This is a genomic window from Ferruginibacter paludis (genome assembly GCF_030409685.1).
GTDB lineage: Bacteria > Bacteroidota > Bacteroidia > Chitinophagales > Chitinophagaceae > Ferruginibacter > Ferruginibacter paludis.
In genome coordinates, this window is sequence record NZ_JAUFQJ010000002.1 from 155,811 (window position 1) to 181,167 (window position 25,357).

Sequence of the window (25,357 nt, forward strand, 5' to 3'; positions counted from 1 at the left end):
TATACACCTCTTTCCATATAAAAAAAATTGCTACAAATTGACTTATAAATCATTGCGAACACTAATTGATAGTATTGGCATAGCACAAATACAAATTGCTCGCATAAAGAAAAAAAGTTCAAATAAATTTTAAAAATTAACAACCGAAAAGGAACTCCCCAAAGCTGCCGCTTTGCCCGAGCCATCATTTTTAGCTTTATAGTGCAAATACAACAAGCCAGAGCGTTGTGTTATACCAATGCCTCGTACAAAATTTCTACCGGGTACCTCCGCAAGAGGTGACACCTTTCGTAGGCCCTTTCATGCTGAAAGCAATAACAGTTCTCGCAGGCGCATTCAATTTGGCAGACACTTTCAAAAAGGTGTCACCTCTTATGCAGGATTGTTTAATTAGCCGGCAAGATTTGCAAATGGCCGGTTACCAAATTTTTTCCTGCGATGATTCGCAACGGTTGTTATTTTTTGCTTTGCTTTAATTTAGCGAAAGAGCAGTAACGAATTGCAACAGGGCAGAGCCTTCCGCAAGAGGGTGGCAATAGTTCTATTACGTCGTCTACCGTAATTCACTTTCAATGTATCGTTGGATGATTAGCGAAAACCCTTTGTCAAGCCAAAAGTCCGAACATATCATTCCCCTAGACATGCCAATGGTCTCATATTTTTCTACGTGAATAAATTTACCTTTTTGCGGAGGTTCGCCAACCAAATTTTTAAATAGTTTATGCAATAACTTTTCTAACTCATTTGCTGTTGTGGGAATATTTGCTGATTCCGTTTTTTGTTTCATATCTCTCCACAAATGAGGGTCGCCACGAAGCCCCCATTGAATCGGCTCAGGGTCGAAATATCTAGCTACAAAATTATCCGCAGTGTCAAATAGTTTGAAATTATCAGATAGAGTATTGTATACGTCTAATAAAACTAAAGAATCTGATTCAGTAGAATTTTTCAAGGATTTAGGAAAAATGGAAATGCCAGTATAGGTGTTATAGCGCAAAGTAAGTTCTCTCGCCTTGTAGGTAAAATCCCAATAATGTGATTCTGTGTCACTAAGTTTATTACTAAAAAAAATACCTAAGGTTGTTTTAAGAATCTCAGCAATTTTATAAAACTTATCTATTGAACATTTTGAATCTATGACTGCTTCCGTCCAACCTTGACTGTGGTCTATTTTCATTTTGGAAAGTTGGGGTCTTTAAATTACTACCAACGTTCGAGGCTATGTACAGTCTGCGAATTGACCAAATACCCACCCTGAACTGAAGCTAAATTTATAACTAAAAGCCGAAGTTCAGAACTACTGCCCGGCAGATTTGCCTCCGCCGAATATGAAGCTTGGATATGCACTACCGATGATTGTTTCAACGTCATACCCAGATTGCACAAAACCTGTTAGTGGCAGCTTTGGTCACGAGCTTCAATTTTATAAACTGCATCGTCGATAACCATTCTCAAAAAACTGTCTCTTGTTTTTTTATACGCTTCTTTTAAAATGGGAATTGATTTTAATGTCCCAACTGTTGAGAGTGGTCCACAAATCATTCCTTTCATGTGTGTGCTGGTAATTTTGAATTCGTCTAGCAATATGTCTTCCACGTCTGGGTCATTTGTGTTTGATAGTGCTTTGATTGCCGCATGGCTCTCGTCATGCGTTCCCTCCTTAACAAGTATTTTGATTGGTTCAATGTTATAGCTTGAATCTTTTATTACATTTCTAAGTCTCGATAAAATGGAAACCTTTACACTTTCATCGTCTTCCTGTTGAACTTTTTCAACCAGATAATTAAAAAGGTCTTTGTCATTCGTATTAGAGCAAATACTTGAAAGGCAACAATAAATATATTTTTTGAAGGCAGTGTATTTCTCGTTTGCAAGCAATTCCAACAGCTCTTTTTTGTTTTCTTGAGAATTCAGTTTATCCGACTGCCGATATGCATACCATGATACACTGTCTTCGCTGCTATAACTCATGTCGGTTTTTCGTCTCTCCAAAATTAGCTCGGAATATTCGTCATTGCTTGCCATTTTAGATATTAAAAACTCCATTCCATTTTTCTCCAAATCAGAAATGAGCTGTTGCCGGGCGATTGCTAATTTTTCCGCTAATGTCAGCGGTTTACTGTCCTGCTTATTTTCTTTGCGCCTAAATATGTTGAACATAGAAGTGTGTCAATAAAGTTGCCACTAACCTGTGCATTTACGCTAAATATACGCTACTTTATATTTAAAATAATTTGCCACAAATTTTTTTAAGCTCATTACACAAAGTAACTTGTAATGTTTAGAGTAGCACAAATACAACTTAATGATTAATAATAAAGCGGAAAATTTTCAGATAACCATAAGAAACCAACAACCGAAAAGGCGCTCCCAAAAGATATAAAAGCACAAGAGGGCGACGCAACGATGTACCACAATGCTGCTGCTTCGCCCGGACCATAATTTTTACTCATGCAGTGCAAATACAACAAGCCGGAACGTTGTGTTATACCAATGATTCCTAAAAATTGCAGCCGGGTGTTGGCGTGTACTACTATCTCTGCAGGGGTTGCCAACCTTCGCAAAATTACCGGGTGGGGGCTTCATTGTCCTGCACAGCCAGGGCCAGGCGCTTGCTGGTTGCCCATTTATTTTTTTACCGAAAGATCTGCAATGGTTGTCACCTTTCCATCTTTGCTGATTTTTCTTACACGGGGGAACCATCCTTCAGTGGCAGGTCCGTTGGCATTGGTGTATTCCAGCACATAAATATCTCCGTTATGTATGGCAACTCCGGTAGGTGACCAGGGGCGGTCAGCTTTTAAAATTGTTTGTACTGTTCTGCCGGCAGCTATCTTTAATACACAATGGCAACTCGTTGCTGCAATGTAAACAAGCCCATCTGAACCAACAGCAATCCCTCTCAGAAGAGGCATTCCCCGGTTAGCCCGGTTATGGTCTGCCGGGTCTTCGTCACAATCACGTACATCAACCGGGTGAGCGATTGTTGTAACGCGGCCATCCATGGTAACTTTCAATAAAGAATTCCAGCAGGCCACATACAAAGAACTATCCGGTGCAGCTGCCAGGCCTGTAATACCATCATTGAGTTCATTTAATATTTTTTCAAGCGCAGCACTAACAACTGTTTGCTGTTTAGAGGGCGTCTCCCGAATGAGTGTTTTTGCTCCCGGTTGTTTATCACCTTTTTGCCCACCACAATAATAAAAATTTCCATCGCTGCCCATTGCTATCGGGGAGCCGCCACCGGCATACAAAATTGCAGGCTTTATTCCATCAGGCGTGATTCTTTCAAAATACGTTGGTTTTGTTTTTGAAAAAAGTCCTTGTTCATCCAGGCACATCCAATGTCCGTCAGTTGCTTTATGGATGTAAGTGATTTCGCCGTCAGTGGAGATTTTTACAACCCCGGTTTTTGAATGTATAAAATAAACATTGCCATATTTATCTACAACAATACCTGAACCGGGATGTGCTGACACGGCATGGGAAAATCCAATTTGTAATAATACCGTTGCGAGTATTAATCTGGCCCTTTTCATGTTCCTGAATGTACGAAATATTTCAGATTTATTACGAAATGGTGTATCGGGGATACAGCCTCAGGCTTGCCGCCACTCCTGGGATCAGGGTAGCAAAAAACGTAGGCAAAGGCTCAAGTGTTGCCAACTAATGATGGTGTGTTGGTTTGTCCGTTACAGTAAGTGAAAACAGCTGAAGCTAACAGCAGGGAGTAAATTAGTTTGTTAATGCCCCAGGTAGTCATTTCATTTTGATTTCAGCTTGTGCAAAACTAATCATATCCGCCACCTGCGGTAATTTTAAACAATGCGTGAAGGTTAATTTGAATTTCAACATCCACCCTTGCCGGGTATGATGGCATAGATCACGTTGCCTGAAACAAATAAATTGAAGACCTTACCGTCTACTGAAGGAAGTAATAATTTCCATGTTTTTCCCTTGTCTGATGATTTGAAAATGCCATCACGATGAGTACAAACTAAGTTTTCACCAACCTGGAAAATATAAGGCATGAAGGCTTTCAAAGTTGGGTGATCATTCCAGGTGCGTCCTATTGAATCAATAACAACTTTGTTGCCTGCATTATTGGGCTGCCAGGTTTTACCGCCATCATAGGATGTTTTTATCCCCCTGGGATTCGAGGCTGAAGTAGAAATCATAGCAGCGAATCCACCGTTGATCTGTTTTACATCCCAAACCTCACTGCTATCACTGATCACCGGCGCCCAGTTTTCACCATTATTGGTCGATCTTATTATCTTTCTCCAATTGGTTGCCAGCAGTATGCCATCCGCCTCTGCCATATGCCCCACCAGCGTTCCTGCATACACCTGTTTCCAGGTTGCTCCATTGTTATCGGTTTTAAAAAAGCCTTTTTGTGTGCCGATGAAAATGGTACCTCCGGCAGTTTCAAAAGCGCTGCGTACTACCGGTATTTGAAAAGTGTCGAATACCGGCGACCATACACTCGTTCCGTTTGTTTTTTTCACATTGACGGTCCAGTACTTGCAGGCAACTATACCGGACTTATCGGGGGCAATGCTGGTAGCTTCGCCGTGTAAAATTTCTTTGGTCCAAAACGGAGCGGTGGCATTTGGTGTACTGAGATAGAATCCGTTTCCAACCTTTAGAAACAGCCCTTTATCATTTAGAAAGAAGCTATTTCCCCGGATACTATCTTTCTGCAAATTTTCCGGCAGCCCTTTACTGATGTCCTGCCATGATTGTCCGCCGTCTGTAGATTTGAAAACAATGCTTGTTTTCTCGTCCGCTTCTTTTTGTTTTAGTACAAAAGAATTTACCAGGAATAATACCAGCAGTATGGCCGGCACAAACACAAATAATCTTTTCATTTTTTTAATTGAGCGTAAAAGATTTTTAACAATGTGACTCCGTCTGTATACCATAAATCACGTTGCCGGAGACAGATAAAATAAACATCTTCCCTTTATCAGCAGGAAGCACCAGTTTCCATGTTTTTCCCTTGTTGGAGGATTTGTAAATGCCGTCAGTATGACCACAAAAGAAGTTTTCACCCACCTGGATAATGGAAGTTTTGTACTCTGGCGCCGGAGGGTCGGCTTCTTTAGCATGCCAGGCTGAGTCAGTGCCTTGTGCCGGATTGCCGATATTAGTGAACGACCACGGTGAGTCGATAATAGCTTGCCCCGGGAATCCAGCATCAATGGGCTGCCAGGTTTTACCGCCGTCATAGGACGTTCGTATTCTCCGGGTCTTTGCGGCGGTACTGTAGGTAATGGCAGCGAATCCACCCTGGATGCGGGCTACATCAATGCCCACGCCACCCTCGCTGATCACCACCGACCAGTGTTCACCATTATCGGTTGATCGTATGATCCCGCTCATGCTGGTGGCCACTAATACACCGCTTGATTCTACCATTTTAATTACCCAGCCTCCGGCATGCACCTGTTTCCAGGTTTTTCCATTGTCAGTAGATTTATAAAGGCCGTTGTCGGAGCCTATGAAAATAGCGCCTCCGGCAGTTTCAAAAACCGTGCGTATATTCCCTTGAAAATTTGTGTACACAGGTGACCATACACTTGTTCCGCTTATTTTTTGTACAATCTGCCCCCAGTAATTATACGCAAACATCCCGTTTTTACCAGGGGCAATGCTGCTCCAGTTATCAGGGAAAATCTCTTTTTGCCAGAAAGGAGTGGTGGAATTTGGGTTACTATGATAGGTGCCTTTCCCGGCACGTAACCAAAGCCCGCTTTCATTTGCAAAGAAACCACTTTGGGCTGAATTTTCAGGTAGCCCCTTGCTGATATCCTGCCATGATTGTCCGCCATCTGCAGATTTAAAAACGATGTTTGCAGTTGCAGCCTTATCTGTTTTTTGTATTGGCTGATCGTCCGGGATTGGAAATACAAAAGGAAATTGAAAAAGGAGTAAAAAAGCAAGGCTATAAATTTTCATGACCATAATTGATTGGGTGAAACAATAAAGTAAAGCTACCGGTTGGCAATTAGCCTGCAGCTTTTTAATAGTAAAAACTTGTAAAGGATGTGTAAAACGTTTGTAAAACCACGTAAAAACTGCGGTGTATAGAGTAATTTGCACACATGAAGAAGTCATTTATGCTGGTCGGGTCATCCGTGATGGTAATTGCTGTTTTGATTGCTGCTGTTGCATTTAGCAATCAGAAAAATGACATTCCCGCAAATCACCTGGAAGTGGTATTACGTGATATCGGGCACGAGTTGTTGCTTTCAGCTAAAGATTCTTCCTCCCGGGTGCTGCCGGTTAAGAAAATAAATGAACACACTTACCAAATTTCCTTTCAAAATGAGGTTGGTTTTATTTCAGATTCGCTCATCAATTTGGTTCAGCGAACGTTTCAAAAAAATGCGCTGGCAAAAGACTATATAGTGAATCTGAGGAATTGTAAACAAAATGAAACGGTTTTTGCATTCGAAATAAATAGCCATACCGGCGATTTAACTCCCTGCAGGGGTCGTACACTGGAGGTTGGTTGTTATGTTATTGAAATTGATTTGTTGAAAAAAGAGCAGTTTAATTTCTTTTGGTTGTTGCTGTTGATCCCTTTGAGTGTTCTTGGTTTTTATGTGAACAATACCTTTCGGAAAAAAGTAGAAAAGGAAGAGAACGAAGATAAAGATGAGCAAGAATCAATATCCGGTAACAATGATTATATACCATTAGGAAGCTTTCAATTTTACACAGCTGATCATGTGCTTAAAAGGGAGCATACAACTATTCCGCTTTCGGAAAAAGAAACAAAAGCACTAAAAATATTTGCAGAAAATGTAAATCAAATTGTAGCAAGGGAAAAGCTGATGAAAGAAATCTGGGAAGATGAAGGCATCGTAGTAATCAGTAGAAATGTGGATGTACTGGTATCTAAATTACGCAAGAAATTAAGCGACGATAACTCCCTTAAATTTATTAACGTACATGGTAAGGGGTACAAGTTTATTATTGAGTAGATGCCAGGCAAAAAGCGGGTAAAGCGTATAACAAATCAGGCGTATGATTCATTCTTTGTCAACTGTTATGATTGGTTGTCTACTGACCCGAATTATCATTGCCCAGCCCTGCTTCTGCCAATTCATGTTAGCGGTGGTTTTACTGTTGTATCCTGTGTTTAAGATCCATTCTGCCATGTAAAATCCTGACTATTTCAATTTTGGCAGCACTAAGCTTTCTGTAGAATAATACATGTTGTCCGGCTATGAATCCAAATATTTCAATATCAATTTCAGGATAATTTTTGCCTCTCACTGTACCGTCTGCCAACTCCTGGCAAGACTCTAAAAGCATGAAGTAATATTTATCAGCTTGCCTTTCTGACCAGGTATCTACAGTATATTCCCATATTGCAGATAAGTCCTGGACTGCTTTGTTTGAAAGTATGTAACTAGCCATTTTTTCTTCTGGCAGCTTTTAATTTTTCAAGATGCTTTTTGGGGTCAAAGTTTTTGGCTACGCCACTTTCAATACCCTCTTCTATGGCTTTTTTGAGAGCGACTATTTTAGATTCTTCTTCTTCAAGCAATCGAAGCCCTGCCCTGATCACTTCACTGGCATTCTTAAATCTTCCTGTTGAAACTTTATCGTCAACGAAATCCTCAAAGTGATTTCCTAATGAAATGGATGTATTACGTCCCATTGGCTGAAATTTGAATAAAGTTACCAATTTTTGGTAATTTTTCAAATTTTGTCAACCGACCGGATAGACTCATTCGTGCGATCATCAATATGCACCAATGCTACCCCCTTGCCGCACCAACATTTATTTTAAAAATGCAAATACAACAATCCGGAATGTTGTATTAGATCAGCGCCTCGTACAAAATTTCTACCGGGTGTTTGGCGTGTACCTGGGTGCCGTCTTTTATCTGGTGGCGGCAGCTGGTGCCGGGAGCGGCTACAATAACGCTGTCGGATTTTTTATTGCGTACAGCCGGGAATAATACCAACTCGCCAATCTGCATAGACAAATCGTAATGTTCTTTTTCGTACCCGAAACTACCAGCCATACCGCAGCAACCGCTGGGGATAGTTTGTACGGTGTAATTTTTTGGCAGTGATAGCATGTCGGCAGAGTAACTAACGGATGACAATGATTTTTGCTGGCAATGGCCATGCAGCAGAATCTGTTTTTCATCAGTAGTAAACTGGTCTGCGGAAATGTGGCCTCTTTTTATTTCAGCGGCAATAAATTCGTCGATGATAAAAACGTTTTTACTTAGTTTTTTCGCGGCTTCCAGCAGGTCATCATTTGCCAGGTCAATGTATTCATCCCTGAAAGTAAGGATGGCGCTGGGCTCAACGCCAAGCAGTGGCGTTGTGTCATTGATAACATCTTTTAACGCCACAATATTTTTATTCACAATTTCTTTTGCCTTCCTGATTAACCCCTTGCTGAGCCAGGTTCTGCCACTCTCCAGGTGTTGGGGGATAATAACGTTGTACCCCAATTTTTCCAGCAACAGGATTGCTTTTATACCAATTGAGGTATCGTTATAATTAGTAAACTCATCACAAAACAAATAAACAGTCCTACCTCCATCTCCGGAAGAGGTGTTGCGGCGCTTCCTTTGCCAGTTTTGTAACGTGGTTGTGTACATCAATGGCATGGACCTTTTAACTGCAAACCCACTTAATTTTTTAATGAGGTTGCTGATGGGTTTGTTGGTCATGGCAAAATTGTACAGTCCCGGTACCAGCGCACCCAGTTGGGCCGACTTTGTAAAGTTGGCAATGAGCTTACTTCGGAAAGGCACACCGTTGGTGTCGTAATACTGCTGTAAAAATTCTGCTTTTAGTTTGGCTACGTCCACATTGCTGGGGCACTCCGATTTACAGGCTTTGCAACTGAGGCAAAGATCCATCACTTCATAAATTTCTTTATGGTTAAACCGGTTTACTTTGGTGGAGTTGGTTAAAAACTCCCGCAATATATTGGCCCGGGCACGGGTAGTATCTTTTTCGTTCCGCGTAGCCATAAACGAAGGGCACATGCTGCCGCCGCTTAAATGGGTTTTACGGCAATCGCCGCTGCCATTGCATTGTTCGGCGTGTTGCAATACATCCTGGTTGTGGTAGCGAAAGATGGTATTGAACTTGGGTGTTTGCTGCCCCGGTGTGTAGCGCAGCATGCTGTTCATGGGCGGGGTATCTACAATTTTATTGGGGTTAAAAATATGCTGCGGGTCCCAGGTGTTTTTTACCTGCTTTAACAACTGGTAATTTTTAGGCCCCACCATCTGTTCAATAAACTCACCTCTTAAACGGCCATCGCCATGTTCGCCGCTTAAGGAGCCATCGTATTTTTTTACGAGCGTGGCAATTTCCTGTGCAATGGATTTAAACAGGTGGTTGCCTTCTTCGGTTTTTAAATTGATGATAGGGCGCAAATGTATTTCGCCTGAACCGGCATGCGCATAATGCACGGCATGCAAATCGTACTTCACCAATATTTCGTTGAACTCCCGGATATAAGCGGGCAGGTCTTCTACATCAACTGCGGTGTCTTCAATCACCGGAACGGCTTTTTCATCACCGGGTAAATTGCCGAGCAATCCTAAGCCCGCTTTGCGCAGCGTCCATATTTTTTTGGTGTCGTTGCCAAACAGCAAGGGGAAATGATAACCGAGTCCGGCCGCACGCATATCGGCTTCTACTTTATTGCAGATGTCGGTTATTTCTTCGCGGGTATTTTTTACAAACTCCACCACCAGAATAGCACCGGGATCGCCCTGTACAAAAAAGCGGTTTTTGCTTTGTTCAATATTGTCTTTGGTACATTCTAAAATATAATGATCTATCAGCTCGCTGGCGCTGGGCTTGTATTTGAGCGCAATTAAATTGGCCCGCAAACTTTCATCAATGCTGTTAAAATGTACACAAAGCAGCCCCGTTTCTTTGGGTGGCAGCGGTACAACATTCAGTTTTATTTCGGTGAGAAAAGCCAGCGTACCTTCAGACCCGGCGATGAGATCACAAAAATTAAAATCGGGCATGCCGGCGACGAAGGGCGATTTTTCCAGCAGCAGATCAATGGCGTAACCGGTGTTGCGGCGCTCGACTGATTTTTTGGGAAACTGTTTTCTTATTTCCTGCTGGTTATCGTAATTGCTTAATATGCCGCGGATATTATTATAGATTTTTCCTTCCAATGTATTGAGTTCGCATTTGGCATGGAAGTCATCATTGCTCAGCGTTTTAAATTCAGCTTCTGTGCCATCACTTAAAATGGCTTTTACTTCCAGCAAATGTTCTCTTGTGCTGCGGTATACCACCGAGTTGCTGCCGCAGGAATTGTTGCCCACCATACCGCCGATCATGGCCCGGTTGGCGGTGGAAGTTTCGGGGCCAAAGAATAAGCCGTAGGGTTTTAAAAACATGTTTAGTTCATCACGGATTACGCCGGGTTGCACCCGTACCCAGTTTTCTTTTGTATTGAGTTCAAGAATTTGTGTGAAATTTTTCGACACATCTGCAATGATGCCGTTGCCCACTACCTGGCCGGCAAGCGAAGTGCCGGCCGTACGTGGAATGATGGACGTATGATTATTGTGTGCAAACTGAATAAGCTTTTTAATATCGTCTGTAGTTTTGGGAATGGCAACTGCCAGCGGCATTTCGCGGTAAGCTGAAGCGTCCGTGGCGTACAATATCCGCATGGTATCATCTGTAAAAAAATCTCCTTCCAGCAATCCGGCCAGTTCCTGTAGTTTTTCCTTCATTAAAAATGTTGCTTTGCCGCAAAATTAGTTTTTTTATAGAACACTGATAACACCGATTGAGCGGACTAACACGGATATATATAGGATGCTGATAATGATAGAGTCCGGATGGGGAAGGAACAGCGAAAATGCTTATTGAGTAATTTTATGCTGATAAAATACAATGCGTTGGTCCGTTATCAATGCCCGGATAAAAATTAGTTTTAATTAATTTGATCCGTATTATCAAGGCTACTACGCATTGCTGCAAAGCAGCAATTAAAATCCGTTCGATTGGTGTTATCAGCGTTCCATTGTATTAATTTTGAGAACTATGGAGTGTTATCTACCTCAATTACTGCTGGAATCGCTGGAGGGCTTGCCTGGTTATGACCGCACAGCTTTTGAAAACATACATTGTTCCGGCGAACAGGTGATTTCTGTACGGTTGAACAACCGTAAAATACCTGCTGTTGCTGAACTTGCTTTTGCCGATGCTGCGGTTGCGGGCAATGTGCCCTGGAGCACGGATGGGTATTATTTATCACAGCGGCCATCATTTACATTGGATCCTGTTTTTCATGCCGGTGCTTATTATGTGCAGGAAGCCAGCAGCATGTTTTTGGAACAGGTGCTACGTCAGACAACCGATCTTACTCAATCCATTAAGGTGTTGGACCTCTGCGCTGCACCGGGCGGTAAATCAACTTTGCTGCAATCGCTTATCAGTAATACAAGTTTGCTGGTGAGCAACGAAGTGATTAAAACCCGGGTGAATGTGCTGGCAGAAAACATTACAAAATGGGGCGCTGCCAATGTGGTGGTCACCAACAATGATCCCAAAGATTTTCCGCGACTGGAAAATTATTTTGATGTAATTGTAGTGGATGCACCCTGTAGCGGCAGTGGTTTGTTTAGAAGAGATGCTGACCTGGTAAAAGAATGGAGTCCGCAAAATGTAACCATGTGCAGTCAGCGCCAGCAACGAATTTTGGCGGATGTACTGCCTGCGTTAAAAGAAGGGGGCAGTTTAATTTATTCCACCTGTTCTTATTCGGAAAGCGAAGATGAAACCATTGCCGACTGGCTGGTGGAGGAATGCCATTTAATACCGGTAGCAATACCAACGCAACCGGAATGGGGGATTGTTGAAACAAGGTCACCCAAACACCAAGGGTATGGCTATCGTTTTTACCCGGATAAAGTAAAGGGCGAAGGTTTTTTTATTGCCGCGTTTACTAAGGGAGAAAAGGTTGCGCCGGTTTGGCAAAGCAATAAATACAAGACCAAATCAGAGCGGCTCGCGGCTAAGGAGATTGATATTGTGCAACCGTATCTGACAACAAATGAATCATTTTTCTTTATCAAACAACAGGATGAAACCATTGCGTTGCCTGCGCATTTGGAAAATGAACTGGCTACCATCCAGCATAGCCTGTATATAAAAAAGGCCGGTGTAAAAATGGGTACTATCATCCGTAACGAACTGGTACCGGATCATGAACTGGCATTGAGTAACTGTATCAGCAAAACGATCCATGCGATTGAAGTTGATAAAGCCACCGCCCTGCAATACCTGCGTAAACAGGAAATAAAATTGGCCACTGACTTAAAAGGCTGGGCGCTGCTGACACACCAGCAATTGCCGTTGGGCTGGATAAAAATTTTGCCTAACCGCATCAATAATTATTACCCTGCCAACTGGCGCATTTTAAATAAGTAAAATAAAAACAAAAAAATATAGTTTAATCAGTGGTTATAACAGCTTGTTAAACTAATTTAACAGTTTCGGGAATAATTGTTAACCAACTTATTTTCCCATCTTTGCAACGAAAATTTATATCTGATGAAGCGTTTATTAATATTGTTATTTTGTCTGCCTTTGACCCTGCTGGCGCAAAATGCACCATTGGTGGTTGAAGGAGCTTCTCCCAATTTATACCTTACCCATACTGTAAAATCAAAGGAAAATTATTACAGCATTGGCAGAATGTACAATATCAGCCCTAAAGAAATTGCCCCATTTAATAACCTTGCGCTGGAAAAAGGTCTTAGCCTCAACCAGGTGATAAAAGTGCCGTTGACCGATGTTAATTTTTTACAATCGGGCAATGCACCTTCGGATGAAGTGCTGGTGCCCGTATATCATATTGTAAAAGATAAAGAAGGATTATATCGCATAGCCACCAATGCCAAAGTAGCGCTGGACAATTTAAAACAATGGAACAATATTAAGAGCGATGCCGTGGCCAATGGAACACATTTAATTATAGGCTATTTAAAAGTGAAACCTTCGTTGTCTGCACTATCACCGATGGCTAAAAACAAACCGGCCGACCTGGCCGTGACCGCACCTGCTGTTACAAAAACAGAAGCACCAGTTGTAAAGGCTCCTGAGCCGGTTAAAAAAGAAGCTGTTATTGTAAAGGAACCTGTTGCTACACCGCCAACTGTAAAGAAAGATCTGCCGCCGGCCGTAAAGGAAGCAGAACCCGTTACGCAGCCAGTGGTAGTGGCCGGTAAAAATTTCAATGGAGGTAGTTTTAAAGCCAATTTTGATAAACAGGCCAAGCCCAATCCGGTAAGTGAAAGTGGCACAGGCGCTGTGTTTAGGAGCAATAGCGGCTGGCAGGATGGAAAATATTATTGTTTGCACAACACCGCCGCACCTGGCACTATTATAAAGGTTACCAGCAGCAGTACCGGTAAATCCATCTACGCAAAAGTGCTGGATGTAATTCCGGATATCAAACAGAACAGCGGGCTGATCATTCGCATCAGCAATGCGGCAGCGCAGGAACTGGGTTTGGGCGAAACTAAATTTGATTGTACGCTGAATTATTCCAAATAGCGAACGATCATTTTTTTGCGGCAGTCGTTTTCTTTTTACCCCATCTTTCTTTTACATAGGCATACGCTTTTACTTCGTCTGCTTCCGTAGGTTTTGCTTCAGCAATATACCGCAGGTAATATTTTTGTGCCTGCTGTATGTTATGCAAATGTGCTTCCGCAATGCGGCCGCAATTGTAATTCATCACCGGATTTTTAAAAAGATAATACGCCGTATCATACTGGTTAATTGCTTTTGCATATTGCTTCAGCGATTCATAATTTAAAGCAAGGTTATAATAATACATCTCCGCTGATTTTGAAATGGAAAGGTTCACACATACCCTTAGCAACGCATTGCTCTTATCATAGTCTTTTAATTTGGCCCAGGCTTTTGCTTCATAATAAATAACATTGTCAACCATGTAACCTTTATCATTCAGGTATTCACAAACCCGGATGCAATCGGAATACAGTTTAAGATTGTAATAGCCAATCAATACCTGAGTAAGCGCAGTAAGCGGTGATTCTCCCATGCGGATAATTTGTTCCCCCGGTATCCGAAGACTTTGAAAATCGTCCGCATTGTAAGCAGAACGAATGCGCAGTTTTAAAAAAGAGAGATTGACGGAATCCTGTTCCAGCCCTGCTTCTGTCACACTATCGGCACGGGTATATTCTTTTCTGTCAAGTAACACATCCGCCAGGCCAACGCCATTTTTATAATCTTTCGGCGCCAGCGAATAAGCCTTGCTGAAATAAACAAAAGCAGAATCCTGCACATCTTTTCTTTTAAATAGCTCGCCCATACTGCGGTAATAAACTGCTTTGGCTGGCTGCAGCAGAATAAGGCGGCGGGTATATTGCAGGGCTTCATTCGGACTGTCATTTTTAGTAATCAGTGCCAGGTATTGCAGTGCAGCAATATTATCGGGGTCGATGAGTACAATTTGCCTGTAAACATTTTCGGCCTCCCTTGTATTATCGTTCATGTAATGGGCGTAGCCTAAGTAGCCAAGAAGCTGTATATTTTTAGCATCTGCTGCAATAGCCGGGGTTAAATAACTGACAGCTTCATCAAATTGCTGATTTTGAAAAAAGTCCATCACTTTATTTTTATCAGCAGCAGCTGATTGAGCAAATGCAGCAAAGGAAAACAATGGCAGGATGAATAAGCTGAAGGCTATTTTTTTCATAAAGAACGAATTGTTGTGATAGAAAAATACAAATATTATTTAAAGTGTTTTTTATTTTATGTCAGACGTAGTTATCTTTTTTTTCCATAAAAGGATTGAAAAATAAAAGCGGCATTTATTTTCTTTTTTAGCAGATAACATTTTTTGTTCAAAATCAGCACCAGCATTTGTTTGACCACTACTTATTATACTTTACACTTTTCAAGCGTTCAGATTATAACAGGTCACTCATTTATTGCGCAAACGTTTGTAGCATTTTTAAATAGTATTGTGTGTTATATTGGTAAGGCAAGCAGCTCTGCACCTGCCGCACTTCATTTCAACCACAATCAACTGTTATGTGCCTGTCATTTTCAATACGCCTTTGTTTATTGCTTGCGGTACAGATTATATGCAGCCATGGTTTTTGCCAATCTGCCGATGTGATTACGCTTAGCAGCTTTCGGCCGGTTTCAATTTATAAAATACCCCAAACCTCCATCGCTAAAGCCAAATACCCGGTGATTGATTTTCATTCGCATGATTATCCTAAAACTGACGCTGATGTTGAGGTGTGGGTAAAGAGAATGGATGAAATGAACATCGAAAAAACATTGATCCTTACTTATTCAACCGGCGCAAGATTTGATTCGCTGGTAGATAAATATGCTCCTTACAAAGACCGCTTTGAAGTATGGTGTGGTTTTGATTATACAGGTCATGAAATACCCGGCTGGCAAAAGCATGCACTCGCGGAACTGGAAAGATGCCATCAAAAAGGCGCCAGGGGCGTAGGCGAACTGGGGGACAAAGGTTTGGGTGAATTATACTCCATGCCCACACCGGGATACGGTTTGCACATGGATGATCCGGCGATGAAACCTTTGCTGGAAAAATGTGCTGAATTGCATATGCCCGTGAGTATACATGTAGCCGAAGACCAGTGGATGTATGAAAAACCCGACTCAACCAATGATGGATTGATGAACGCGGCCACCTGGAAAGTGGATATGAACAAGCCTGGCATTTTAACACATGATCAACTGGTAAAGACGCTGGAGAATGCGGTAAAGAATAATCCTGCCACCACTTTTATTGCCTGTCACCTGGCCAACACCAACGCCGACTTAAGCATGCTGGGAAAATTGTTTGATACCTATCCCAACCTGTATGCAGACATCGCCGCCAGGTTTGGTGAGTTTTCGCCCATACCAAGATATACAAAAGCTTTTTTTGAAAAGTATGCGGATAAAATTGTGTACGGTACAGATATGGGTTTTGATAAAAGCATGTATCAGACAACTTTTCGTATTTTAGAATCTGCCGATGAACATTTTTACGATCACCAGTTATTCAGTTATCACTGGGCTTTATATGGTTTGTCATTAAACAATGCCACGCTTAAAAAAATATACAGCGGCAATGGCAGAAAAATATTGAACCATTCAAAAAAATAAAACCAACAATACTTTATGAGCCAACCTTTTCAAGCTGAACCGCAGACTGCTGCAGAAAAAAATGTTCCGGCAGCAGCAGTTAATCCGCCAATGCCTGTCAGCAGAATTGCTTCGGTGGATGTTTACCGCGGCTTTGTAATGTTGCTGATGATGGGAGAAGTACTTTCTCTTGAATCCGTATCAAAGGCACTTCCGGATAGTTCGTTCTGGGGCTTTCTTGCCTTCAACCAAAGCCATGTGGAGTGGACCTGGCTTTCGCTGCACGATATGATCCAGCCTTCATTTACTTTTTTAGTAGGCGTAGTATTACCCTATTCCATCGCCGGCCGGAAAAGTAAAGGCGCTTCTTTCAACAATATTATTTTGCATACCATCAAGCGGTCGCTCATACTGATATGCCTCGGGATATTTTTACGCTCTATGTGGAGCACCCAAACCAATTTTACTTTTGAAGATACGCTGACACAGATAGGCATGGGCTATACATTTTTAGTGTTAATCTCCTATTGTAAACCCCGTATTCAACTCATTGCACTGATTGTGATTTTGTTTGGTTACTGGCTGGCATTTGCCTTGTACCCGTTGCCCGGTGCTGGTTTTGATTATGCTGCTGCTGGTACCGAAGCCAATTGGGAACACAACCTTCACGGGTTTGCGGCACACTGGAATAAAAACACCAATCTTGCCTGGGCTTTTGATCAATGGTTCTTAAATCTTTTTCCACGGGAAAAACCATTTTTAAATAATGGTGGCGGTTATGCCACGCTTAGTTTTATACCCACGCTGGGCACCATGCTGCTGGGCCTGTTTGCAGGACGGGCATTAAAAGATGACACGACCACACAACAGCAGAAAATTAAATTTTTTGTTACAATGGGCGCCGGTTTACTGCTACTCGGTGCCGTGCTGCATTTTACGGGGATCAACCCAATTGTAAAACGAATCTGGACACCGGCCTGGACTATTTTTAGTGGTGGTGTTTGCTGTTTATTCCTGGCCTTTTTTTATGGGGTGGTAGATGTAGCACAAAAAAGAAAATGGGCTTATTTTTTAATGGTGATTGGAGCCAATTCTATTGCGGCCTACGTAATGGCCGATGGTGGTATCCGCTCGCTGATCTCCAACTCACTGCACATACATTTAGGTGCGGACTATGACCATATTTTTGGAGCACCTTATGCGACGCTGGTTAACGGAATACTCGTGTTATTTTTTCTATGGCTTATTTTAAACTGGATGTATAAGAAAAAGATTTTTATAAAAATTTAGGTCTGTTTTAAAAAGCCCGGTGGAATTACCGGGCGTTTTTTGTTGTTATAAATGATAGCAAGCCACTGGTTGGCTACAACTGTTTCAACACCTGCTGATAATATTCTGTCAGTACCATTTTTTTTGCCGCGGCTTTATCAGTCTTTCCACCGAAGGAGATGAATTGTATCATGCCATTTTTATCCAGAACGATACTGGTGGGGAAGGCATTGTTTTGATTCAGCCGGTAACATTCCTGCTGCGTTACAGACATGATCTTATATTGCATGTGGTATTTCTTTGCCAAGACCTGAATTGTTTTGGGCGATTCGTACGTAAAGGAGACAAATTCAAATTGCTTATTTGTCTTCAACTTTTTATACAACTCATTCAATGCATCCAGTTCCGCGATACAGGGCGGGCAGTTGGCAAACCAAAAATTTATAAATACTACTTTACCAGTTATATCCTGATTGGTAAACGTCTTGTTGTGCAATAACGCTTTAAATAAAGGAAATGGTTTGCCAATGCTTTCTTTTTGCCTGGCACTCACCAGCGAATCAAAATCAATTTGCTGCTGCTGACCATAAGTGATCAGACTTATCAATAAAAAAATAAGTACAAAATATGGCTTCATCGGGTTGTTTAAAATAGTTTGGAAGTGATATTTATCCATCCTAAAAATAGTCCATTGGTTCTTTACTATTAAATGTCTTTTAAATATACTGATGAAGTGTGGATTCAATTTTCATTAGGGTAATATGGAGTGGTCTATGACTGTAGCAGTTAAAATCTCTTTGTATCCCAATAAATATTTCTTCAAACATATTAAAAAAGCGAGAGTTCTCTTTGCAAATTTTCTTTCGCCTGTCGCTCAAATTTTGTGTAGAAGTAATCTGTTTTAAAAATGCGTACCATTGCTAAAAAATGTTTCAGCACTTTTCGTCTTCCCGGGTTGTAAATAACATCAGGATAAATGGCATATTCTTTTCGTACGTTTTTAAAGTAAGCTGAATACGTATCCCAGTCGGTTCCTAAGATAGAGAGGTCTGCATCTGTAAAATAGTTGGTGTCGGTATCTGTATTGTCAAGATGTTTTTTGGTAGCTAAAATTTGTGCTTTGCAAGCTGCAATTATTTCGGCAGGAATAATCATCTGTGTCATCCGTTGCTCAGCAAGCCCTGCACTCTTTTCTTCGTTATCAGATTGTAACGCATTGTAAACACAGTCGTGGTAGTACAATGTAAAAAGAACGGTATCCCAATGTTGTATATTGTTTTTCACCTCCAGTAACTGGATTAACAAATTTTCCAGGTGAGTCAGTGTATGGTAAAATCTTTTTTTACCTGAATAGCTTATTTCAATTTCATTCCATAGTTCCGTTGACAGCTGATTGTTGCCGGCGTATCCAGACACCAGTTGAATGAAAGTTTGTTTGAGCATACGATCTTTGGTTACAGGCATCTCAACAAGTTAATTATTTAACGGTTTAAATTACATTGTCATCTTAAATTTCTTGCAATCACAATCACAGCTGCTTAATTTGATCTTAACAATTTTAATTTATAATGCTTAATTTTAAACTATTCATTTCAACATTTTAACGCTGCTTTATCATGCAAATTAAGGCTGGAATTGTATTAACAGACACATCATCCCTGGATGATCCAAACTTTGATAAAGTCACTATTTTTATAACTGAATACAACGAAAAAGGAGCAACAGGTTTTGTTGTAAATAAATTATTTGGCAGAACATTAAACGAACTGGAAGAATTTAAAGACAGCCTGCCGTTTCCGTTGTATGATGGCGGTCCCATGGACAGGGAGCATCTTTTTTTTATCCACCGCCGGCCGGATATAATCAGGGGTGGAACGCCTGTTACTGATACCATTTACTTCGGTGGCAATTTTCAGCAGGCGGTTGCTCACGTGAACGACCGGTCAGTTCTGCAACATGAAATAAAAATTTTTGTGGGCTATTGCGGCTGGGATTTTAATCAGCTGGAAGACGAAGTGGAAGAAGGAAGTTGGATAGTCGGGAATGCTGATATAGAAAAAATATTCTAACCTGTCTTTAAACGTGAATTAATCCTGACCCAATGTGCAAATACGGTAAATAGAATTGATAGTTATCCAGCCATTAATTTTTCCGATATTGTTTCCTGCTTGAAATCTTTCTTCCTGTATGACTTCTGTAAAATGCAGCTATTGGCTGCCATTTACTTTCCATAAAACAATATTATTTAGACAAGCTTTGCTGCTTATTTTCAGGTAATGGAACAGCAATGATGAAATAGACTACAATTAATACCGTAGCGATACCAGTTACAATAAAAGTGGCGCCTGCACCAAACTGAAACCAGATAAGGCCTGCCAGGGAACTGGCCAGCATGGTACAAATACTTTGAAATCCTGCAAAGGTTCCGATGGCGGTAGCGGTATCTTTTTTGTCGGCAATATTGCTGATCCATGCTTTTGAAATGCCCTCTGTTGCAGCGGCGTATAACCCATATAAAAAAAACAAGGCGGCAAAAAGATAAAAATTATTGGTGACACTCATGCCAAAATACACCGCAGCAAAAATCAGCAGGCCTGCAATAAAAATTGTTTTTAATCCTATTTTATCAGCCAGCATTCCTATCGGAAAAGCGCACAAAGCATACACCAGGTTATAAAAAATATAAATTCCAATTACAGCAGTGTCGTCAAGGCCGGATTGTTTTGCTTTTAATAATAAAAAAACATCCGAACTGTTGAACAGGGTAAATGCCAGCAGGCCGCCTGCCAACTTCCGGTATAAAGCCGGGCTTGTTTTCCAGTAATGGAGGAAATCAAAAAAGGAAGTTTTGTTTACAACAGTTTTGGAGGACTTATTTTTCTGTTGCAGTAAAAAAGAAGCTGATACTGCAAGCAGGCCAGGAATAAACGCAATGTAAAAAAGTGCCCGGTAATTTTGCGGATGGTAATGCAAATAAATCAATGCAGACAGAGGGCCCAGCACAGCGCCCAGCGTGTCCATAGAACGATGGAAGCCAAATATTTTGCCCTTTGTTTCCGGTGTGGCTTCGTCTGATAATACCGCGTCCCTTGCACCTGTACGAATGCCCTTGCCTGTACGGTCAATAGTACGGCAAATGAAAACCCAGACAGGCAAAACGGAAAATGCCAGCAATGGTTTTGAGATAGCGCTGAGCGCATAGCCAGCTTGTACAAACGGCGTTCGCTTACCGCTGTTGTCGGAGAGCTTGCCAAAGTAGCCTTTGCTTAGTCCTGCTATGGCCTCTGCAAAACCTTCCAGTATGCCGATCAATACAATCGAAAATCCAATCGTTTTTAAATAGATGGGCATTACGGGATACAACATTTCGCTGGCCGTGTCAGTAAATAAACTTACCAGTGATAAGATCCATACTGTTTTGGTGATGGCTTTCAATATTTATATTTTTTTGTTGACGGCATACATGTGAAGTCAAGACCAGTGTGATCGTTTATTTAACCGCAATAAATATATCAACTTCAGCATCTTCGGGGTTCTTTGCCTTTTCGCCATACACTTCAAAGTCCGCTGTATATTTCCTGTCGATATCCGAATTCCAGATTTTTACCCATTCATTAAAAACCATACCCTGTAAAATATTTCCTTTAGCTGTATATTTTATATAAGCACCTTCCTCAATGGTTTTACCAACCATCCCTTCTGGAACGTTATTTAATGTAGAGACACTGCAACCCAAAATGGTTGTGTATGGTTTGGTATGGTCTTTTTCGTAGTCGGTATAAACGCAATAAATGGTGTTGTTTATTTTATCCGGAATCAAAGCAACCATGCCTTCTCCCATAAATTTATTCCAAAGCGAAGGAATATCCAGGCTTGACTGACCGTTGTCGTTGGTAGTCCGAATTGCAATGCCAATTATATTGAATTGCTTGATTATCTCATTGTTCATGTTATGTAGTTTAATTTGATAAGTCACAAAGCTAAATATGGTTTGTGACAACGATATGTCAGCAGGTTTTGACTTTTTTATTTATGGATTCGGCACTTCGATTGTCGGTCATGTTAAAGGATGCGCCATTTCCAAAATTTCCGGCCTAACAATAAAATATGTACTACTGCAATGAATTTAAAATTAAGGGTTTTTATGTGTTGCAAAAATTGCCTTTCCTGTGCAAGATGTTGTTTAAAATTGCGCCATGCTAACGGTATCGGATTGTTGTAACTCCGATGATAATACCAAAATTGCCATCTGTTTGCAGCCATTGTTTTTCGGGTAAATAAACTCTCGACACAAGACCATCAAGGTACAACGCATCTTTACAACCGGGGTTTTTAAAATAGTTTGCGAAGTCATAAAAATTAATTTCGCTTTTAGACATTGCAAAAATTACTTTATTGCCAGGCAGGATGCCAACTCCATTGCGGATGTTTATGTTGCCTGAGCCAGCTTTGAAAACTTTATTGATCCGACCATCGTAAACCAGCATTGGACCTGATTGTGTGGCGTATTTAATTTTACCATTGTTTTTAAAAACTTGCGTTTTGCAAATAACTGCAATGTTATCTGTAGAAAGATAAAATACACCATTTGGTTGCAGATAAAAATTGCCATTACAATTTGCTGTGCCCAAAGCAAATAATACTTTTTGCTTTTCAATAAAAGTCCCTGCGGCGAACGATCAGGTTTGTACATAAAAAAGGTACATACCTAACTGGGCGGAAGATTAAAACTGGCAATAGCCCCAACAACAACTGCTGAAACAATTGTGAGCAGGGAACGGCTAAATGACTTCAAACAATGGCTTGGACGATAGGAGGGAAGCTTGTTTTATGCTAATTGCATAATTTTCTCCAGCACCATAAACTCCAGCGGTTGCAAATGCTTGCCCGTTAAGCCATCTTCGTTAAAAGGAATTCTTTCGCCGGTTTCCTGGTAGCCATACCGCTTGTACCAATCGATCAATTCTGTGCGCTGGGTTATCACCTGCATAAAAATAGCGGGAGCATTTAAATGAACAGCATATTCTTCTGCTGCTTTCAACAACTGCTTGCCAATGCCAAATCCCTGCAGCTGCGGGGATACCGAAAACATGCCCAGGTAAATTTTATATTTTTTTTGCTGCAGATTTACACAACCTACAATGTGCTGATCAGTATCCAAATATTTTAAAATTACGCTGCCGGCAGAATCCATTACCTGTTGCAGGGTTTCCTCATTTGTACGAATATTACCACCGATTAAATTTGCTTCTGTTGTCCAACCCTGTTTGGAGCTTTCGCCCCGGTAAGCACTGTTTAATAAACCGGTAATGGCATTAATATCAGCATGCGTTGCAATGCTGATGTGTGGGTTTGAAAATGTAAACATAGGCAGCGAAATTAGCAGATTTTTTAAACAGTTAATACCATAAAATGAATTGTTATTTGATGGCATGTAATCTTTTGCTACTGTATTATCACCGGAGTAAGAGGTAATATAAACTTAATGTACGGCGCTTTATAATAGGGCTAACTTTAATAAAATATTAAAAAATATGAACTGGCCATTTATCATTTTTTTTGGAATTGCAGTTATTGCCTTGATTATTTTCCTGGTAGTTCGGAACAAAAAAGATGAAAAGATTTTCGAAGATCAGATGAATAATGATTTCCCCATATCACAGGATGAAAAAAGGGATGATGAAATTGATAAGCTCGTAAAATGAAGAGCGTAGTCAGACAAGTGCTATAACAAAAACATAACGGAAGTTGATGCTGGTTGTTACAGCTTTTGGCTATTTTTAGCCACTAAAATAGTCCCATGGTTATCCATCCTTCTTTCTTTTTTACTGTCGCTTTTACCTTCCTACATTCGGTTGCAGGCATGGCGCAGGTTACGCCTCTACCTGCAGCCAAACATAAAACCATTGTTATAGCGCATCGCGGCGATCATACAAAGGCACCTGAAAATACATTGGCTGCTTATCAAAACACCATTGAAGACGGTGCTGATTTTGTAGAGATAGATTTACGTACTACCAAAGACAGTCAGCTGGTAATTATGCACAATGCAACGATTGACCACATGACAGCCCGGCAGGGGGAAATAAAAAACTTTACTCTTGACTCACTGCGTAAAATTAAAGTAAGGGAACCATTGCACCCTGAGTGGGGCGTGCACACCATTCCAACCTTTAAAGAAGTGCTGCAATTGTGCAAGGGAAAAATAAATATCTACCTCGATTTTAAAGAAGCTTCTGTTGCGCAGGCGTATCAAGAAATTATCGATGCCGGAATGGAAAATCATATTGTGGTGTACATCAACGAACCACACCAGTTTGAAGAATGGGGAACCATCGCTCCCAATATGCCGTTGATGATCAGCTTGCCAAAAGCAGTAAAAACAACAGCCGAAATGAATGAGGTGCTGCACACATTTGATGTTGATATACTCGACGGAGATTATACCGAATACAATGCTGAAACAGTCGCCGCGGCTACCCAAAAGCACATTCCCATCTGGGCAGATGTACAGTCAAAAGAAGAAGGACCTGATCAATGGAATGCAGCGCTCAAGCTTGGTTTGGCAGGCTTGCAATCAGATCATCCAAAGGAGTTAATTCAGTTTTTGATTAAGAAGGGAATCAGGTAGCAAACATCATCATTCTGTAAAGTGGTTTGCTATAATTCTGTCAGCGATTTTTTTACCAGACGGTAATTGATGGCGACAGACAAACCCAGCAGCAATACAGCAATTACCAATACAGTCCAGTCGATCATGATGGGCAATTCCCCACGGGCGGGAGTAACGAAATGCTGAAAGCCCAGGTGCAGTAATTGCGTGGCCAGCAATGCTGCTACAATAATGCTCACATAAACCGGGATCCATTTTTTTGCTACTGTTTTACTAAGCCAGCTTGGACTATAACCCAGTGTGAGCAACAATTGCAGGTTGTCTTTACTCCTGGCAATCATTAGTTGTAAGTAAAACGAAAACAATACCAGCGCCAGTAAAATAACCAATACACCGAAGCCCGCCAGTCCGCTTACAACGGCCTGCAGCACACCTTTCACACGACCAAATTTCGTTTTGTCTTTATTTATGTGGTAGTCTTTACCGGCGAGATAGCTCAGCAATTGCGGATTATTAGCGTCCCTGGTTTTTAAAAACACACGTGAGGCCGGAATATTGTCAACGCCTTCCAGCACTTTGTTTTGCTGTGCTAAAAAATTTTCAGGAACCAATATGCTGTTGATGCGGTCGCTGAAGGCAACGATCCTGGCCTTGTACTGGCGGTCGCCGTTTCTACCATGACACAGCAAAAATAATTGTACAGAAGAAGCTGTTTTTTCAGACATCTGTGGCAGGTCCCAACTCGGGGCAAATACATTGTACATCTCCAAAAAATCAGTCGAAAAAATAACGGGTACAAATTCATCGCCTTCGTTCCATTTAAAATTATCAGGTACGGTGTCAATAAAATTAGTGTTAAGCCCTTCCACAAAAACATCTGTGCTAAAGGGTATCATATTACCTGCATTGGCACTTACTTTAAAGGCATTCGCTTTTAAAGGGGCTGCATCTTCAATGAAGGGCTGGCGCTGCAATTCTTTTATATCCGCATCCGTAAAACGGTTATCCCTGCCCATATTTTCGTTGGTGATGGTCTTAGTAATAGAGATAAAGTCAGTGCCATTTTTACGGGTATTTTTATCTCTTATCAAATGATTGATGTTGGTATACATCTGAACCGAACTCAGCAACAACAAAACCCCAACACCAAGCCCCAAATAACTCAGCCAGCGGCTCACTTTATTTTGACCGGCAGTTAAGAAAGGAGCAATATTTTTATAAGAGAGTTCCATTGAATGGATAATTAATTAATGGATAATTGATAATGGTAAGTCGCAGCGCCTTCTAAATACTCAG

The 25,357-nt window shown here is 41.1% G+C and carries 24 protein-coding genes; 8 read left to right on the forward strand and 16 right to left on the reverse strand.

From position 1 onward, the window contains the following. Window positions 1-553: 553 nt before the first annotated feature. From QWZ08_RS02670 to QWZ08_RS02690, 5 genes are all read right to left on the reverse strand, one after another. Complete coding sequence (locus QWZ08_RS02670) at window positions 554-1,177, reverse strand: hypothetical protein (protein ID WP_290335651.1); 624 nt, start codon at window positions 1,175-1,177, stop codon at window positions 554-556. Between the two features lie 215 nt (window positions 1,178-1,392). Then, entirely contained in the window at window positions 1,393-2,160 is a 768-nt protein-coding gene (locus tag QWZ08_RS02675) for a HEAT repeat domain-containing protein (RefSeq protein WP_290335652.1), read from the reverse strand. Between the two features lie 467 nt (window positions 2,161-2,627). After that, window positions 2,628-3,542: an NHL repeat-containing protein gene (locus QWZ08_RS02680; protein WP_290335653.1), complete on the reverse strand. Its 915-nt coding sequence runs from the start codon at window positions 3,540-3,542 to the stop codon at window positions 2,628-2,630. A gap of 309 nt (window positions 3,543-3,851) precedes the next feature. Beyond that, the gene (locus QWZ08_RS02685) at window positions 3,852-4,874 is read right to left on the reverse strand and encodes a sialidase family protein (protein WP_290335654.1); all 1,023 of its coding nucleotides are present in this window, start codon (window positions 4,872-4,874) and stop codon (window positions 3,852-3,854) included. A gap of 25 nt (window positions 4,875-4,899) precedes the next feature. Then, window positions 4,900-5,964 (reverse strand): WD40/YVTN/BNR-like repeat-containing protein, encoded by a 1,065-nt coding sequence (locus tag QWZ08_RS02690; protein ID WP_290335655.1) that lies wholly within the window; start codon window positions 5,962-5,964, stop codon window positions 4,900-4,902. 146 nt (window positions 5,965-6,110) lie between these two features. Here QWZ08_RS02690 and QWZ08_RS02695 point away from each other — a divergent pair, with 146 nt between their 5' ends. Next, window positions 6,111-6,995 carry a winged helix-turn-helix domain-containing protein gene (locus QWZ08_RS02695; protein WP_290335656.1) on the forward strand — a complete coding sequence of 295 codons (885 nt, stop codon included), beginning with the start codon at window positions 6,111-6,113 and terminating at the stop codon, window positions 6,993-6,995. Window positions 6,996-7,134: 139 nt separating this feature from the next. On the opposite strand, the gene QWZ08_RS02700 is transcribed toward QWZ08_RS02695, so the two are convergent. From QWZ08_RS02700 to QWZ08_RS02710, 3 genes are all read right to left on the reverse strand, one after another. Beyond that, the gene (locus tag QWZ08_RS02700; RefSeq protein WP_290335657.1) at window positions 7,135-7,434 is read right to left on the reverse strand and encodes a type II toxin-antitoxin system RelE/ParE family toxin; all 300 of its coding nucleotides are present in this window, start codon (window positions 7,432-7,434) and stop codon (window positions 7,135-7,137) included. Continuing rightward, window positions 7,427-7,678, reverse strand: a complete 252-nt coding sequence (locus QWZ08_RS02705; protein ID WP_290335658.1) for a type II toxin-antitoxin system ParD family antitoxin — start codon at window positions 7,676-7,678, stop codon at window positions 7,427-7,429. The genes QWZ08_RS02700 and QWZ08_RS02705 overlap by 8 nt, the downstream gene beginning before the upstream one ends. 163 nt (window positions 7,679-7,841) lie before the next feature. Continuing rightward, the gene (locus tag QWZ08_RS02710; RefSeq protein ID WP_290335659.1) at window positions 7,842-10,760 is read right to left on the reverse strand and encodes an FAD-binding and (Fe-S)-binding domain-containing protein; all 2,919 of its coding nucleotides are present in this window, start codon (window positions 10,758-10,760) and stop codon (window positions 7,842-7,844) included. Window positions 10,761-11,073: 313 nt separating this feature from the next. Between QWZ08_RS02710 and QWZ08_RS02715 the strand changes: the two genes are divergently transcribed. Both QWZ08_RS02715 and QWZ08_RS02720 read left to right on the forward strand, forming a co-directional pair. Next, complete coding sequence (locus QWZ08_RS02715; protein WP_290335660.1) at window positions 11,074-12,462, forward strand: methyltransferase RsmF C-terminal domain-like protein; 1,389 nt, start codon at window positions 11,074-11,076, stop codon at window positions 12,460-12,462. A 123-nt stretch (window positions 12,463-12,585) separates the two neighbouring features. Next, a complete protein-coding gene (locus tag QWZ08_RS02720) occupies window positions 12,586-13,590 on the forward strand; it encodes a LysM peptidoglycan-binding domain-containing protein (RefSeq protein WP_290335661.1) in 1,005 nt (334 codons plus the stop codon). A 7-nt stretch (window positions 13,591-13,597) separates the two neighbouring features. Here the strand turns inward: QWZ08_RS02720 and QWZ08_RS02725 are convergent, their stop codons facing one another. Beyond that, window positions 13,598-14,764: a tetratricopeptide repeat protein gene (locus QWZ08_RS02725; RefSeq protein ID WP_290335663.1), complete on the reverse strand. Its 1,167-nt coding sequence runs from the start codon at window positions 14,762-14,764 to the stop codon at window positions 13,598-13,600. 422 nt (window positions 14,765-15,186) lie between these two features. Between QWZ08_RS02725 and QWZ08_RS02730 the strand changes: the two genes are divergently transcribed. Next, window positions 15,187-16,200, forward strand: a complete 1,014-nt coding sequence (locus QWZ08_RS02730; RefSeq protein WP_290335665.1) for an amidohydrolase family protein — start codon at window positions 15,187-15,189, stop codon at window positions 16,198-16,200. Between the two features lie 15 nt (window positions 16,201-16,215). Further along, window positions 16,216-17,469: an acyltransferase family protein gene (locus tag QWZ08_RS02735; protein WP_290335666.1), complete on the forward strand. Its 1,254-nt coding sequence runs from the start codon at window positions 16,216-16,218 to the stop codon at window positions 17,467-17,469. Window positions 17,470-17,542: 73 nt separating this feature from the next. Here the strand turns inward: QWZ08_RS02735 and QWZ08_RS02740 are convergent, their stop codons facing one another. After that, the gene (locus QWZ08_RS02740) at window positions 17,543-18,085 is read right to left on the reverse strand and encodes a TlpA family protein disulfide reductase (RefSeq protein ID WP_290335667.1); all 543 of its coding nucleotides are present in this window, start codon (window positions 18,083-18,085) and stop codon (window positions 17,543-17,545) included. A 191-nt stretch (window positions 18,086-18,276) separates the two neighbouring features. Further along, on the reverse strand, window positions 18,277-18,891 hold the full coding sequence (locus tag QWZ08_RS02745; RefSeq protein ID WP_290335668.1) for an HD domain-containing protein: 615 nt from the start codon (window positions 18,889-18,891) through the stop codon (window positions 18,277-18,279). 173 nt (window positions 18,892-19,064) lie between these two features. Between QWZ08_RS02745 and QWZ08_RS02750 the strand changes: the two genes are divergently transcribed. Next, window positions 19,065-19,517 (forward strand): YqgE/AlgH family protein, encoded by a 453-nt coding sequence (locus QWZ08_RS02750; RefSeq protein ID WP_290335669.1) that lies wholly within the window; start codon window positions 19,065-19,067, stop codon window positions 19,515-19,517. Between the two features lie 172 nt (window positions 19,518-19,689). On the opposite strand, the gene QWZ08_RS02755 is transcribed toward QWZ08_RS02750, so the two are convergent. From QWZ08_RS02755 to QWZ08_RS02770, 4 genes are all read right to left on the reverse strand, one after another. Continuing rightward, window positions 19,690-20,883 carry an MFS transporter gene (locus tag QWZ08_RS02755; RefSeq protein WP_290335670.1) on the reverse strand — a complete coding sequence of 398 codons (1,194 nt, stop codon included), beginning with the start codon at window positions 20,881-20,883 and terminating at the stop codon, window positions 19,690-19,692. 55 nt (window positions 20,884-20,938) lie between these two features. After that, window positions 20,939-21,397: a GyrI-like domain-containing protein gene (locus QWZ08_RS02760; protein ID WP_290335671.1), complete on the reverse strand. Its 459-nt coding sequence runs from the start codon at window positions 21,395-21,397 to the stop codon at window positions 20,939-20,941. A gap of 250 nt (window positions 21,398-21,647) precedes the next feature. After that, entirely contained in the window at window positions 21,648-22,079 is a 432-nt protein-coding gene (locus QWZ08_RS02765; RefSeq protein WP_290335672.1) for a phosphodiester glycosidase family protein, read from the reverse strand. 197 nt (window positions 22,080-22,276) lie between these two features. Beyond that, window positions 22,277-22,816 carry a GNAT family N-acetyltransferase gene (locus tag QWZ08_RS02770; RefSeq protein WP_290335673.1) on the reverse strand — a complete coding sequence of 180 codons (540 nt, stop codon included), beginning with the start codon at window positions 22,814-22,816 and terminating at the stop codon, window positions 22,277-22,279. Window positions 22,817-22,982: 166 nt separating this feature from the next. On the opposite strand from QWZ08_RS02770, the gene QWZ08_RS02775 reads away from it, so the two are divergent. Both QWZ08_RS02775 and QWZ08_RS02780 read left to right on the forward strand, forming a co-directional pair. Beyond that, entirely contained in the window at window positions 22,983-23,153 is a 171-nt protein-coding gene (locus QWZ08_RS02775; protein WP_290335674.1) for a hypothetical protein, read from the forward strand. A gap of 95 nt (window positions 23,154-23,248) precedes the next feature. Continuing rightward, the gene (locus QWZ08_RS02780; protein ID WP_290335675.1) at window positions 23,249-24,079 is read left to right on the forward strand and encodes a glycerophosphodiester phosphodiesterase; all 831 of its coding nucleotides are present in this window, start codon (window positions 23,249-23,251) and stop codon (window positions 24,077-24,079) included. Window positions 24,080-24,108: 29 nt separating this feature from the next. Here QWZ08_RS02780 and QWZ08_RS02785 read toward each other — a convergent pair whose 3' ends face one another. Continuing rightward, the gene (locus QWZ08_RS02785) at window positions 24,109-25,293 is read right to left on the reverse strand and encodes a hypothetical protein (protein WP_290335676.1); all 1,185 of its coding nucleotides are present in this window, start codon (window positions 25,291-25,293) and stop codon (window positions 24,109-24,111) included. Window positions 25,294-25,357: the final 64 nt, after the last annotated feature.